Consider the following 13,692-nt stretch of genomic DNA (forward strand, 5'->3'; position numbering starts at 1 on the left):
CGGCGGCAAGGCACGGGAGTATCTAAACTTGACTGAGTGGCGCGTTCCGTTGTCCGTGCTGGACTATGGAATCGAGGAAGCGGATGCCGCGCAACGCGTCATCGCCAGCAAATGGCTATCGATGGGCCCCGAAGTGCAGGCGTTCGAACGTGAGTTCGCGCAAATGCAGTCGGCGCGTCACGCGTATGCCGTGTCCAGCGCGACCGCCGCCCTGCATTTAGCGATGCATGCGATTGGCATCGGCCCGGGCGATGAAGTCATCCAGCCCGCGATCAATTTCGTCGCCTCCGCCAACATGACGCTGCTCGCCCGCGCCGTCCCCGTGTTTGCGGATATATGCAGCCTCGCCGAGCCGACCCTCGATCCGGCGCATGTCGAGCGGCTCATCACGCCGCGCACCAAGGCCATCATTCCCATGCACTATGGCGGCAATCTTGCCCGCATGGCCGAGCTGGTCGAACTGTGCAAGCGGCATGGGCTGGCATTGATCGAGGACTCGTGCCACGCGGTGGGCGCCGCCTATCACGATCCGCAGGGTCGCGAGCCGCACGGCCTCATGGCCGGCAGCATCGGCGATCTCGGGACGTTTTCATTTTATGCGAACAAGAATCTGGCGTGCGGCGAAGGCGGCATGCTGGTGACGAACCGCGACGATCTCAGCGAGCGCATTCAAATGATGCGCAGTCATGGCATGACGCGCTCTTCCTGGGAGCGCCATCATGGCCGCCCTGGTTCCTACGACATTGCGTTGGCGGGTTTCAACTATCGTCTCGACGAGGTACATGCGGCCCTGGGGCGCGCGCAACTCGCCAAGCTGCTGCCGGGGAACGAGCGGCGCCGACAACTATTGAAGCGTTATCGCGAAGGACTGCAAGGCGCCGAGCGCTGGCTGATGGTGTACGCCGATCGGATCGAGCATTCCTCGGGGCACTTGATGGTCGCGGTGGCGGACTCGCCCGAGACGCGGGCGAAGGCGGTGCATGCGCTGCGCGAGGCCCGCATACAGACGAGCATGCATTATCCGTCCATCCTGGAGTTCAGCGGCTTCCGCGATCGCTTCCCCGAGCGGCTGGAATTGACCCATCAGTTCGCGAACCGCGCGATCACTTTGCCATTGCACCCGGGACTGAGCACCGAGCATGTCGATGAGATCACCCAAATCCTGCGCGCGATCGAATAACGCATGAAGGTCGCTCTGTTTGCCGCCCCCTTTGGACAGGGCGGCCAGATGCATATCCATTGCAGGCGTTATCTGCGGCTCCTGCAGCTCGCAGGCTGCGACGTGACGCTGGTCGAACACAGCGGCTTCCAGTCGCCTCCTATTCCGGGCGTCGACCAGCGCACATATCCGCGACGCATGCGGCGGCTCGATCCTCTGCTGACAACCCGGGCGCTCTCCTTCTTGCACAAGCGCCGTCTCGAGCCGCTGTTGCGCTCGGCGAACGCGGATCTGTGTCATATCCAGTGGGTGGATGAGCGCGTGATCGACGTGAGTCTGGCGGGCGGACGTCCCTTGGTGGCCTTCGCCTGGGGCAGCGACTTGAACGTGCCTCTGCGAATGTCACCTACGAACCCTGCGCGTCAGCGCATCGGCGCCGTGCTTCGTGAGCTCGATCTGCTCATCGTCGATTGCGACGACAGCGCCGCGGTCGCGAACGAGCTGGCCGGTATGGAAGTCCCCGTTGCATCGCTGCCGATCGGCATCGACACGCAGCTGTTCCAGCCCGACCTCCCGAAGGAGCGCGCCGAGTGGCGGCAACGATTTCAGATCGAGCCCGACGCCCTCGTTTTCCTGTCAGGCAGACAACTCGGTGCGATTTATCGACCCGCCGAGATCATCGAAGCCTTCGCGCGCATGCCGGCGGCTGCCCGCCAGCGTTCCTATCTGATCATGCGAATATTCGGTCACAGCGTCGGCACCTCGCTGCGCTCGCTGCAACAGCTGACGCGCTCGCTCGCCATCGAACAGCGCATACGCTGGGTGGGCGGCATGCCCTACGAGCGCCAGCCTGGATTGTTCGTCGCCGCCGACTTCATGGTGAATTTTCCCCAGATGGACGCGTTCCCCGTGACCTTTCTGGAAAGCCTCGCGTGCGGCGTGCCGGTGCTGACGAATCGGCTCAAGTCTTATGAGTCGAACGGCGCGACGCCCTACTTGACCTTCGCCCAGGAAGACTCGGTGGCCGCACTGAGCGCGACCATGTCGGCAGCGCTCGACGATGTGCAGGCATTGCAGGCGCAGGCCGCGCGAGGCCGCGAACACGTCGTGCGAAATTTCGACGAGCGCATCAGCGCCGCCCAGCTGAAAGAAATATATGACAGCGTGCTCCTGCGCCATTCCGCAAGGAACCGCAGGTAAGCCGACCCGTTTGTTCCTTGCTAGCTGCGCCTGGACACGCAGCCGTCGGAAAATCACCGAAGCGCGAGGACACGACCATGGCACTGAGAGACTTTTTTCGAGGCGGCCGCCGCGAGCGCGACGAGCACCCTCGCTATCCGCTGGATCCACTGTCGCGAGAATCGTGGCACGAAGACTCCGAGGCCCGTTTCGGCGCGGACCAGCATCGGGATTACGACGACGAGCGTCGTCGCTTCAACGATCGCTGGGAAAATTCATATAGTGGGCCTGGCTACGGGCGCTTCAGAGAAGCGGGCGAGAACGAATACGGCGGCTCCAGCCGCAATCCGTTCTACGGCGAGCATCCGCTGACCCGCGCCGGCTCCGAATATGACTATGATTATTTCGGCTCCAAGGCCGGGCTGCCGACGACCAAATGGCGCCGCGACACGGACAGCCAGGAGTTCGACGATCTGGTGTACGGTGGCCGCTCGTTCGATCCGTACGCACCCGATCAAATTCGCGGTCAGTTCAGTGGCCGAGGACCCCGCGGCTATCGTCGCTCCGACGAACGAATCCGAGACGATGTGTGTCAGTGCCTCACTGACGACGATCACATCGACGCCAGCGACATCGAAGTCACCGTGAACGATCGCGAAGTGATGCTGACCGGCACCGTGACTTCGCGTATGCAGAAGCGCCATGCGGAAGACTTGGTCGAACACTTGCCCGGCGTGCGCGATGTGATCAACAGCATCCGCGTCGTCAGCGAGACACAGGGGACGCAGTCCACTGGAACGCAAGCCACGGGATATCAATCCACTCGCATGGGTGGTCAGATTCGCTGAGCCCGTCGTCACGGCGGCGCGCATGGAACGCGCGCCGCGGCCAGGCACTTTGTAACCGCTCTGAAATGGACATGCCACGCCAGCGCGGGCAGCATGCGAGTTTGTTGACCTCAACGACGAGGACCGTCGCATGCATTGCTGGCTTCTCTTTCATCGGGAACTCCGTCGCGACGTGCCCGAAGCAGCAGAAGTGTTCCGCTTCCAGCAGTCCGCCGCGCAGGCGGGCATCCGCCTCGACGTGCTCAATCCCCGCGATTTCGAGCTCATCGTCGATTCCACCGAAGGCTGGTCGGCGGTGTATCAGGGCCGCAAGCTCGCCAAGCCCGACCTGATCATTCCTCGCACCGGCAGCGAGACCAGTTATTTCACGCTGGCGGTGCTGCGCCATTTCGAGCGTCAAGGCATCGCGATGGTGAACGGCCCGGCTGCGGTCGAAGCGGTCGCCGACAAGCTGCAAACTTTGCAAATCCTGTCCGGCGCAGGCCTGCCGATTCCCAAAACCATCCTGGGTAAATTTCCGGTCGACGTGAACGTGATCGAGCGCGAGCTGGGCTTTCCCGTCGTCGTGAAAACTTTGCGTGGTACGCGCGGCAATGGCGTGTTGTTGTGTGCGAATCGCGAACAGTTCAACGATCTCGCCACTCTGCTCGATGGCGCGCAGTCGAGCGCGGACTTCATCTTCCAGGAGTATGTGAAAGCAAGTCACGGCCGCGACGTGCGCGTGCTGGTGATCAACGGTCGCGCCGTCGCCGCGATGGAGCGCCGCTCCACCGATGGCAGCTTCAAATCGAACATCTCATTGGGCGGTGTGGGCTCGGCGTTCGAGCCGCCGCCGGACATGGCGGAGCTCGCCGTTCGCGTCGCGAGCACGCTAGGCCTCGATGTGGCTGGCGTCGACATCCTGCTCGACGCCGATGGCTATCGGATCTGCGAGGCCAACTCCTCGCCCGGCTTCCAAGGGTTGGAGAAGGCCTGTCGCATCAGCGTGCCCGATGCGATCTTCAGCGCCATGCGAGATCGGCTCGGATTGCCGACCAGCAGCCGTCGTCGCACGTCCTGGCAGCGGCTGCTCGACTCGCTGCGTAATGCCGTGCGGCTCGACAATCGTCCCCCGCCGACAACGGTGCGCGAGCCTACTTAGCCGTCGTTGCGTGCGCAGTTCCCCGAAGATGCATCAGTGGCCAGACGCTGCTGTATTGATCCGACCACCCGGCGAATGACTCGGGCGCGGTTGCCTCGTACGTGTCCGCGTTGCCGAATTCGGGTCGCGCCAGCAATGCCTCATTCGAGGTGACGATGACCCAGATGCTGGTGTCGTAGGTGCCGTCGTTGATACTGCGCACGACTCGGGCCGATCGATTCACGTACTGCGCGGATCGGGCGCACACGGGCACCAGATCGATATATCGGTTCGAGATGTGCACGGCGAGCACGCCGTCCGGCTGCAAATGTTTGAAGTACAGCTCGAATGCTTCGCGCGTCAGCAGATGCGTCGGGATGGCGTCGCTCGAAAAGGCATCGATGGCGAGCAGGTCGAAGCCTTGCGGCGGCTGACGTTCGAGCGTCAAGCGAGCATCCCCGAGCAGCACCTCCACGTCACCGGCCTTCCTCGCCTCCGGCAGAAACGTAAAGTGTGAGTCGGCAAGCTCGAGCACTTGCGGATTGATTTCATACAGCCGCGCGTAGTCGCCCTTCCGCACGTAGCCCGACAACACCCCCACTCCCAGGCCGACCACGCCCATCCGCACCGGCCCTTGCGACTGCAGCGCCGTCAAGGCGAGCCCGACGCCCGAATGTTTCGAGAAATAGGACGAGGGTACGCGACGCAACTCTTCGTGCAGATATTGATAGCCGTGGCTGATCGTGCCGTGAATCAAGTATCGACGAGCGAGCTCATAGGAGATCGGATCGTCCTGCACGCTCAACACGCCATAGAAGTTTCTGCGCACCAGCACGCTTTGCCGGCGATCCTCCAGCTCCGAACGCAGCAGCTCTCCCATGAGCATGAGGACGCCAAGGACCATCACCACCCGGATCAGCAACAGCGTTCGTAGCGAACCACGCCGATACCACTGCAGCATCACGTACAGCTCGGCGATCAGCACCAGCAGCAGCGGCAACTCGACGTAGGTGTCGAATATATTCGGAGCGATCAATCCGACGAACGCGCCACCCAGCACGCCGCCAAGCGAGACCAACAAATAGAAGCGCGTGAGATACGCTCCGGCTGGCCGTCGCATCACCAACTCGCCGTGACACGCCATGCAGATCACGAACAGGCTCGCCAGATACGCCGGCACGACGTATTGGATCGGCCAGTTTTCCAGGCGCTGTGTGTACAGGTACGCCAGGCCGCCGAGCGACAGCGCCACCAGAGGAAAATACCAGGTCGGGTGATAGATGCGGTGATGGCTGAACGCCAGAATGAACGTGAGCAGATACAGCGCCAGCGGCACCACCCACAACAACGGAATCGGTGCGACGTTCGCGCTCAGATTCGCCGAGACGCTGACGAGCAGTCCGGAGGCGCACGCCGATAACAGCGCCCACAAGACCATTCGCCCCACCGTCGGCGCGGAAGCGCGGGCCTTGTCGACAGCCTCGCTCGACGCCGCCGCTTCGGAGAGCGGTTGTTTGCTGTTCAAGTAGGCGATGCCGATGCAGAGCACGCAGAACCCGACGAACAGTGCGCTCCATCCCATCGCCAGCGTGCGAGAGGTGAATGCCGGCTCCAGCAACAGCGGGAAACTGAGCAACGCCAGCAGCGAACCTGCGTTGGACCACGCGAACAGCCAGTACGGCGGCTCGCTGCCGGTCCGGCGCATGTACCAGACCTGCAGCAAGGGGCTGGTCGAGCTCAGCATCAGCGAGGGCAGACCGACCGTCACTGTCAGCAGCAACAAGATTTGTAGCGCGGGATCGCCCGTCCCGTCCGGCCGCAAGGCTTCCGAGGGCAGGATGGGCATCGTCAGGCAGCTGACGATCAGCAACGCGGCATGAATCAGACTTTGCCGTCGGGGCGACAGGGTGCTGAGCCAATGGGCATAGCTGTATCCGCCCAGCACGCACGCCTGGAAGAAGACCAGGGCCGCGCTCCAGACGGCGGAGCTCCCGCCGAACCAGGGCAGAATGATTTTCGCGATCAGCGGTTGAACCAGGAACAACAGACACGCGCCGACGATCACAGTAGCGGCGTATAGCGGTGTCCAGCGTGCCCGTGCGTCGGGCATCAGTTCTGCGGATGACTGGGCGCTCATAACTTCCGAGGATAACGCATATACTCCGCAACATGACTCATCCTTCCAATCGAGACATTGCGAGACATCGTATGCACCCGACGTACCAGCATTCATCGCTGCTGAAGGCGGCCACTCTGTCGCTGTTGGCCTTGTGTGCCGCCTGCTCGCGCGAAGCCACGCCGCCGGCAGCGGACGCGAGCGCCGCCTCCACCGCATCTGCTTCGACTGCGGGCGCTGGCGCAGCGCTCGAAACGCGTCCTCCGAATGGCGAGGACTTCAAGCCCGCGTTCGCCGGCCAGACTCGCGCTCCGGGCCTCAAGAGCGAGTTTGCTCTGGATATCTCGGAAGTCGCGAAGGGTCTGAACGGCGCCTGGGCGTTCGAATTCCTGCCGGATCAGCGCATCCTGGTCACGGAGCGCCAGGGCAATCTGCGCATCGTCGGCAAGGACGGCAAGATCTCCGCGCCTTTGAAAGGACTGCCCAAGGTTTATTTCGAAGGCCAGGGCGGCCTGCTCGACGTGGCGCTCGACCCGCAGTTCGCCACCAATCGCACGATCTACTGGAGCTACGCGGAGCCGCGCGAAGGCGGCAACGGCACCGCACTCGCCAAGGGCGTGTTGTCGGCGGACGACAGCAGCGTCGAGAAGGTGCAAGTGATCTTCCGCCAGATGCCGACGTGGGAATCGAAGCTGCACTTCGGCTCGCGCATCGTGTTCGCGCCCGATGGCAAATTGTTCCTGGCGCTCGGCGAGCGCTCGTTGCCCGAAACTCGCGTGCAGTCGCAGGATTTGAACAGCCACTTCGGCAAGGTGGTGCGCCTCAATCCCGATGGCAGCGTGCCGAGCGACAATCCGTTCGTCGGCCGCAGCGAGGCCAAGCCGGAGATCTGGTCGTACGGCCATCGCAACATCCAGGCCGCAACGCTGGATTCACAAGGCAAGCTGTGGACCATCGAACACGGCCCGCGCGGCGGCGACGAGTTGAATCAGCCGCAAGCGGGTCTGAACTACGGCTGGCCCGTCATCACCTACGGCATCGAATATGCGGGCCCGAAAATCGGTGAAGGCATCACCGCGAAGGAAGGTCTCGAGCAGCCGGTGTATTACTGGGATCCGGTCATCGCGCCCTCCGGCATGATGTTCTACGACGGCGGCATCTTCCCCGAATGGCAAGGCAACATCTTCGTCGGCGGCATGGCCAGCACCAAGCTGGTCCGCCTGCAACTGCAGGACGGCAAGGTCGTCGGCGAAGAATGGCTGCTGCAAGATCGCGGCCGCCGCATCCGCGACGTGAAGCAGGGACCGGATGGCGCGGTCTACGTTGTGACTGAAGCAGCCGATGGCGAGTTGCTGAGGATTGGGCGGAAGAGCTGATCGCTCGTAATGAGGATCGCGTGCATCAAGCATGCGATCCTCAGAGCGTCAACTGGACAGTCCCTCAGCGGCGAACGCCAAACACTCGATCGCCGCCAAGCCCCACTGCGCAGCCTCGTTGGTCGACACCCACGCGGCCTCATCCACCGGATTCATCACCGCCGGGCCGCCGATTAGCTTGGTCTCAAATCGCTGATCGGCTTTGAATCCGGCGCGCCCAGCGTAAAACTCCTGCCACGCGCGGCGAGCGAGCTCCGGATCTCGTTTCATGTTGGCCGCATACGCCGTCAGTCGCGAGTGCCCCTGCCCCAGGTTCATTTCGCCGAAACTCTCGCCCAGCTCCGCCTTCTGCTGCGCCGGAGACGCGTTGTACAGCGCGCAGTATTGCACCCAGGCACGCTCGAACTCCGGAACCTTCAGCAACTCGATCAATTCCGCACACACTTCCGGCAAGCCGAAGGCGGCGCTCAGGTGAGAAACATTGAGCGCTTTGTCTTTGGCGATATCGAACGCGCCGGTGTCCAGGTTCATGCGTCCGCCGCCGGTGAAGAATCCTTGCGGCTGCGAGCCAATCGAGCGCATGCTCGCGACGAGCCGATCGCGCATCTGGCGCGAGCCCGTTCTCTCCCACTCCGTCAGCCACGCGCCGGCAATCGAGCCCCAGTCTGTTCCGAAGCCGAGTCGCGCATAGTCACCGTTGGCAGTCTCGCGTTGCCGGTCCTGCGCCTCCGGCAACTTCCGCTCGGGGACCACGGTGCGCAGCGTGCGCGCGGCCTCCAACTGCTCGCGTAACAGATCGCCAACACGCTCATCCGCCGTCAGGAAGTAGTAATAGCGGCGATTCAACGCCGTGCTGATGCGCAACTGCTTGGCGCTGCAACCCCAATGCATCACATTGTGTCGCGAGCCGAGCGGCGCGAACTTGCCCAAGTGATGAACATCGACCTCGCCGGTGTGGCGCGTCATCGCCTCCGCGAATCGATAGACGTCAGGGCGGCCGGTACGCAGGAAGTACAGCCAAAGCCAGATATCCGTCGACAGCTCCGAGTTATCCCACGCGTACCCGCCGACGTCGTAGCGCCAGGTGTGGCGGTCCGAGTCGTAGGTGTGCATGACGTCGCCGAAGTTCCAGAAGCCATACCAGCTGTGTTGATCGCGCTGCTTCTCGTAGAAATCAAACAACCAATCCAACTGCTCCTCGATCCGCGCCTGCTTCGCTGCCGCTCGATCCGGCAGTGAGAACGTGCGACCGAAGACACCGGCCCGATGCACCGTTTGTGGCACAGCGACCATCACCGCCGGCGTGCGCACTGCCTCTGCAAGCTGAGCGAGACGCTCGCGCTCGGGCGTCGCTTCAAGCATCCACAATCGCATTTCGCTGGTGCGCGCGACGCCGCTCGGCGTGCCGAAGCCCGGCTCGTAATCCTCGTAAGTGATATTGAGACCTTCGAGCTGCTGCTCATGCGTGTCCTGGCCCAGACCGTCGTGATAGAAGCGCAGATCCATCGGCGGCGCGTCCGGCGCCCACAGCCACATCGTGACTTCGGCCTGCTCGGCGCGGGCCTCTCGAATGTCCAACTGGGCTGGATGACTCTCCCAGAAATTGCGGATGCCGAACGCCACGCCGCCGCTCGGTCCCCCGAGATATCCCAACCCGGACGCGCGACGACCGCGACTTGAATCGAGCCATGCATGCCGTGCGGCCGTGCGCTTGCGGATTTGGAACGAATCCGCCGTCGTCTGCAGCAAGGTCCAGTCGCCGAACGCCGGAATCAACTCGAGCCCGCCTGCGACTCTCGGCTCGATCGACGTCACTTCTCGGCCTGCGATTTGCGCCTCGCGAGCAGCGGCGCCAGGATCGCGGCGCAGACCGGTCAGGCCTCGCACCGCCTCGCCGAACACGCCATCGTTCTCGCCGACGAAACGAACGTGTCGATTGTGAAGAGCATCCACCAGCGGCACATTGAATCGCAGGCCGATGCCTCGAATGAAATCCCGCGATTCGACGCCGTCGTACACGAACGTATGAATCACGCGCACATCGTCGCCACCCGCATAGAAATACAGCCGCACCGTGAATGGCAACCAAAGACGTCCGTTCAGGCGTCCATGCCGGCCGGAGATCTTGATCACCGCGCGCACCGGCCCCTGCTGTTCGATTTCGGCCGATTCGATCAGCGACTCGAAGGTTTGCTGTTCGAAGGCGCCGTCGGGCTGCTCCTCCGGCAACAGATTCTGGCGAATCGCGATCAGGCGACCGTCGTTGAGCAACTCCCTGTCGCCGCGACGGATCGAGTCGATGCAGGATCTTCCGGAACGCGCAACCCGGCAGGTGATGACTCCAGTGTCGATCTCGATGGCGCCTGCCTCCTCCTTGACCTTGAGCGCGGTCGAAGGCGCAGGTCCCTTCTGACCCGGTTCGATTTGAAAGGCCGTGCTTGTCGAAGTCACATTGGCCGCAACAGCATGGGCCGTCCACTTCAGCGAACCGTCGGGCCAATATGCGAGCGGCCAGGTCTGCAGCGGCACGCGATTGCCCTCGCGGTCACGCAAGGAGAACTGCGTTCGCGGCGAATGTTTGCTCCGCGGCCAGGGCATGCCCCACGTTGCACCGGTCGCGACATCCGGTACGCGGTCGTCGAGCCAATGACACCACGCTCCCTTCGCGTATGTTTGCTCGGTGAGCACGGTCGTCGAAGCCCGCGTCGTCGTCTGTGAGTTGGATGCGCCGCTGAACGCTGCCGGCGCGAGCGCGCTGCCGGCAATGAAGTGCCGCCGCGAAATTCCCTTCGTCATTCATTCCCCCATTTGGCCTTGCTCGATCTTGAGCCCCGGTCGCGATTGAAATTGATCAATACGCCCGATCTTTTGCGTCGCAAAGACGATTTCTCTGACAAATGATTGCAAATTCGATCAAACTAGCGCAAATATTAGCAACGGGCGGCTGGCCGTCGTTCCGGATTGTTACCGGTGTCACGGCCGCGTCCTGAATGATTAAAGCACCGCTGGGCGCGCTCGCAGGCAGCGCCCGGCGACCAGAAATGAACGTGATTTGGGGGACTGATGGCGAATATCTTGGGATATCGCGGCCAGCGCTCTGCAACGCGCGCGCCGTGGGCAGTGGCCACCTCCGTGTTGTTCTTACAGGGATGGTCGACAGCGGCACTCAGTGCCGAGCCGGCAGAGCTCGAAGAAGTCGTCGTTACCGGCATCCGCGCAGGCTTGCGCTCCTCGCTCGAGGTCAAGCGCGAATCGATCCAGGTCGTCGATGCAATCTCGGCCGAGGACATCGGCGACTTTCCGGACAAGAATCTGGGTGAAGCGCTCCAACGCATCACGGGCGTGCAGATCAGCCGACAGGACGGCGAAGGCCGTGGCGTCAGCATCCGCGGCGCCGAGCCTGGACTGAACCGGGTCGAGATCAATGGCGTCACCGCCCTCTCGGTCACGGTCGCCGGCGGTCGTGATGTCGACTTCCGCGATCTGCCGGTCGAGTTCGTCTCCCGCCTGGAAGTGTTCAAGTCTTCAACGCCGGAGATGACCGAAGGCGGCATCGGCGGCACGGTGCGCGTGATCACGCGTCGTCCGTTGGACAGCACCGAGCCGTATCTCGCGGGCTCGACCCAAATGGTCTACAGCGACCTCGCCAAGGAGTACGACCCGAAGTTCGCCATCATCGGCAGCCGCACGTTCTTGAACAACACGCTCGGCGTTTTGGGCGCGGCAACCTACGAAGAGCGGCATCTCAACAGTCACAACGCGCGTACCACCGGCTGGCTGCGTCGAGCACCGGCTCCAACGGGTCTCGGCGCCACGCCCGGACGCGGCACCGATGTGAATGGCGACGGCACGCTCGATTGGATTCCAGAGATCCCGCGCTATTCGCTCGAGCGGCGCGAGACCAAACGGCCCGCCTTCCTGGGCATCGTCGAATGGGCGCCTTCCGATACGATGAAAGTATTCGCCGAAGGCAGCTACGCCAAGGCCAGGGAACAGGTGAGCAGCATGCTCATGCAGCTCAGCGCCGCGAGCGGTCTGATCGATTACGAAAACAGCGTGGTCGGACCGGACAATACCGTGACGCACCTGGAAGTGATTCCCCACCCGGATTTCCAGACCGATCTTGCCTATCGCAACATTGGCGGCTCCCTCGAGCGCGAGCAGTACACGACAGCGTTCGGTGGCGAGTGGAACCTGGGTTCGTTCAAGCTCGATGGCCGCGTGACCTACGCGTCGGCCGAAGTGCAGAACGACGAAAAGAACTCCGTGGCCACCATCTTCGGCGTGCCGCGCGCCATCGTCGACTACAACAACAGCGAAGGCGCGCCGAACTTCACGTTCCCCGGCATCGACACCACCACGGCCGATGCGGTGAACAATCTCACCGCCGTGTTCAATCCCAGGACCAACTCTCAGGAAGAGACCAGTGCGCAATTCAACGTGGAATATCTGCCCGAGAGCAACTGGTTGACGTCGATCAAAACCGGCGTCGAAGTGCGCGAGCTGACCATGGACAGCATTCTGTTCCAGCGCACGATTCAGCTGACCAGCCGCACGGGCATCCGCAGCAGCGGCTCGACCCTCAGCATCGCCGTTCCGCAGTCGGTGATTCAGGACATCATCAATTCCAACTCGGGCGTCAATGACATCCGCTTCTTCGAGACCGGCGATCTGGGCTTCGGTGGGATCCGCTATTGGAACGACAACGGCGACCCCACCTACGACGCGACCATCGCCGCGAGCGGCCTGGGCAACATCGACCCGCATGCATTCAATCCCAACACCGAGACCAACAACAGCTTCCAGAATTATCTGGATACCTGGGAGGTCGAGGAAAAAACCAACGCCGCGTATGTGCAAGGCTCGTTCAAGTTCGACGGCCTGGCCATTCCCATCAGCGGCACGCTGGGCGTGCGCTACGTCGACACCGACACGCTGTCTTCAGGATACAACCGCATCAAACATGGCCCCGGCGATGTGGAATTTCCGCGCGCCTCGCGCGACGGCGGTTACAGCAAATGGCTGCCCTCGCTGAATCTGCGCTTCGACCTGCGGGATGACCTGGTCGGACGCATGACGGCGGGCAAAGTACTCGCACGGCCGAACCCGAGCCAGCTGGCATTCCGTCGCTCGCTGGACAATGTCGGCCTCAGCGGTTCTCGCGGCAATCCTGCACTGAAACCGTATGAAGCGCTTCAATACGACCTCGGTCTCGAGTGGTACTTCTCGCGGGACGGCTTCCTCTCCGCGACCGCTTTCCGCAAGGAGATTTCCGAGTTCGTCATCAACACGTCCGTTACGGAGGAAGCCGACGATGGGACCGGCACTGTCAGGCGATACACGGTGGCCTTCCCGATCAACGGCGGCGACGATGTCACCATCAACGGCATCGAGGCCGGCGCTCAATACGCCTTCGACTTCCTGCCGCAACCGTTCAATGGCTTCGGTGCGCTCGCCAACGTGACCTATCAGAAGGACGAAGGGTTCAAGGGTCCGAACATCATCACCGGCGAAATACTGCCCTTCCCCGGGCTGTCCCGGCTCAGCTACAACTACTCCCTGTACTTCGAGAACGAGCGCTTCGGCGCTCGCGCTTCCTACAACTGGCGCGAGAAATGGCTGGCCAGCGCATCGGGCCGCGGCGGGCTGCCCGAGTTCAACGAAGACTTCGGCTCGCTCGACGCTTCCCTGAACTACAACATCCTGCCGCAGTTCACGGTGTTCCTCGAAGCGATCAATGTGCTGAACGACCAGCGCATCGAGCACAACACTGCACTACGACGAATCGCGAACGAGACTTACGGATCGCGCTACTTTCTCGGAGTGCGAGCGCGATTGTGAGTGCGGTTCGAGGCGGCGCGCAGCATGACAGCCCCCTTTCGTGGCTGCGCGCC

8 protein-coding genes are annotated in these 13,692 nt (G+C 62.6%); 6 read left to right on the forward strand and 2 right to left on the reverse strand.

Going from position 1 to position 13,692, the window contains the following annotated elements; all coding sequences use genetic code 11:
• Positions 1 to 28 precede the first annotated feature (28 nt).
• The 4 genes from GYH35_RS08635 (at position 29) to GYH35_RS08650 (ending at position 4,327) form a co-directional block, all read left to right on the forward strand.
• Positions 29 to 1,180, forward strand: coding sequence for a DegT/DnrJ/EryC1/StrS family aminotransferase (locus GYH35_RS08635; RefSeq protein WP_161814960.1), 1,152 nt, complete (start codon positions 29 to 31; stop codon positions 1,178 to 1,180).
• A gap of 3 nt (positions 1,181 to 1,183) precedes the next feature.
• Positions 1,184 to 2,359 (forward strand): glycosyltransferase family 4 protein, encoded by a 1,176-nt coding sequence (locus GYH35_RS08640; protein ID WP_161828183.1) that lies wholly within the window; start codon positions 1,184 to 1,186, stop codon positions 2,357 to 2,359.
• Positions 2,360 to 2,436: 77 nt separating this feature from the next.
• Positions 2,437 to 3,186, forward strand: coding sequence for a BON domain-containing protein (locus GYH35_RS08645; protein ID WP_161814958.1), 750 nt, complete (start codon positions 2,437 to 2,439; stop codon positions 3,184 to 3,186).
• Between the two features lie 172 nt (positions 3,187 to 3,358).
• Positions 3,359 to 4,327, forward strand: coding sequence for an ATP-grasp domain-containing protein (locus GYH35_RS08650; RefSeq protein WP_202624171.1), 969 nt, complete (start codon positions 3,359 to 3,361; stop codon positions 4,325 to 4,327).
• Here the strand turns inward: GYH35_RS08650 and GYH35_RS08655 are convergent.
• Positions 4,320 to 6,416 carry a spermidine synthase gene (locus tag GYH35_RS08655; RefSeq protein ID WP_161828185.1) on the reverse strand — a complete coding sequence of 699 codons (2,097 nt, stop codon included), beginning with the start codon at positions 6,414 to 6,416 and terminating at the stop codon, positions 4,320 to 4,322. The two genes, GYH35_RS08650 and GYH35_RS08655, sit on opposite strands and share 8 nt — an antisense overlap.
• A gap of 98 nt (positions 6,417 to 6,514) precedes the next feature.
• Between GYH35_RS08655 and GYH35_RS08660 the strand changes: the two genes are divergently transcribed.
• Complete coding sequence (locus GYH35_RS08660) at positions 6,515 to 7,798, forward strand: PQQ-dependent sugar dehydrogenase (RefSeq protein ID WP_161828186.1); 1,284 nt, start codon at positions 6,515 to 6,517, stop codon at positions 7,796 to 7,798.
• Between the two features lie 48 nt (positions 7,799 to 7,846).
• Here the strand turns inward: GYH35_RS08660 and GYH35_RS08665 are convergent, their stop codons facing one another.
• Positions 7,847 to 10,594, reverse strand: a complete 2,748-nt coding sequence (locus GYH35_RS08665; protein ID WP_161828187.1) for an exo-rhamnogalacturonan lyase family protein — start codon at positions 10,592 to 10,594, stop codon at positions 7,847 to 7,849.
• A gap of 267 nt (positions 10,595 to 10,861) precedes the next feature.
• On the opposite strand from GYH35_RS08665, the gene GYH35_RS08670 reads away from it, so the two are divergent.
• On the forward strand, positions 10,862 to 13,639 hold the full coding sequence (locus tag GYH35_RS08670; protein ID WP_161828188.1) for a TonB-dependent receptor: 2,778 nt from the start codon (positions 10,862 to 10,864) through the stop codon (positions 13,637 to 13,639).
• Positions 13,640 to 13,692 lie beyond the last annotated feature (53 nt).

Source organism: Steroidobacter agaridevorans (genome assembly GCF_009932555.1).
In the GTDB taxonomy this organism is placed as follows: domain Bacteria; phylum Pseudomonadota; class Gammaproteobacteria; order Steroidobacterales; family Steroidobacteraceae; genus Steroidobacter; species Steroidobacter agaridevorans.

What these genes read in the sequence shown, in the direction of transcription:
- GYH35_RS08640 (WP_161828183.1), top strand. Translation starts at nt 1,184, where the DNA reads ATGAAGGTCGCTCTGTTTGCCGCCCCCTTTGGACAGGGCGGCCAGATG.
- GYH35_RS08645 (WP_161814958.1), top strand. Translation starts at nt 2,437, where the DNA reads ATGGCACTGAGAGACTTTTTTCGAGGCGGCCGCCGCGAGCGCGACGAG.
- GYH35_RS08655 (WP_161828185.1), bottom strand. Translation starts at nt 6,416, where the DNA reads ATGCCCGACGCACGGGCACGCTGGACACCGCTATACGCCGCTACTGTG.
- GYH35_RS08660 (WP_161828186.1), top strand. Translation starts at nt 6,515, where the DNA reads ATGCACCCGACGTACCAGCATTCATCGCTGCTGAAGGCGGCCACTCTG.
- GYH35_RS08665 (WP_161828187.1), bottom strand. Translation starts at nt 10,594, where the DNA reads ATGACGAAGGGAATTTCGCGGCGGCACTTCATTGCCGGCAGCGCGCTC.
- GYH35_RS08670 (WP_161828188.1), top strand. Translation starts at nt 10,862, where the DNA reads ATGGCGAATATCTTGGGATATCGCGGCCAGCGCTCTGCAACGCGCGCG.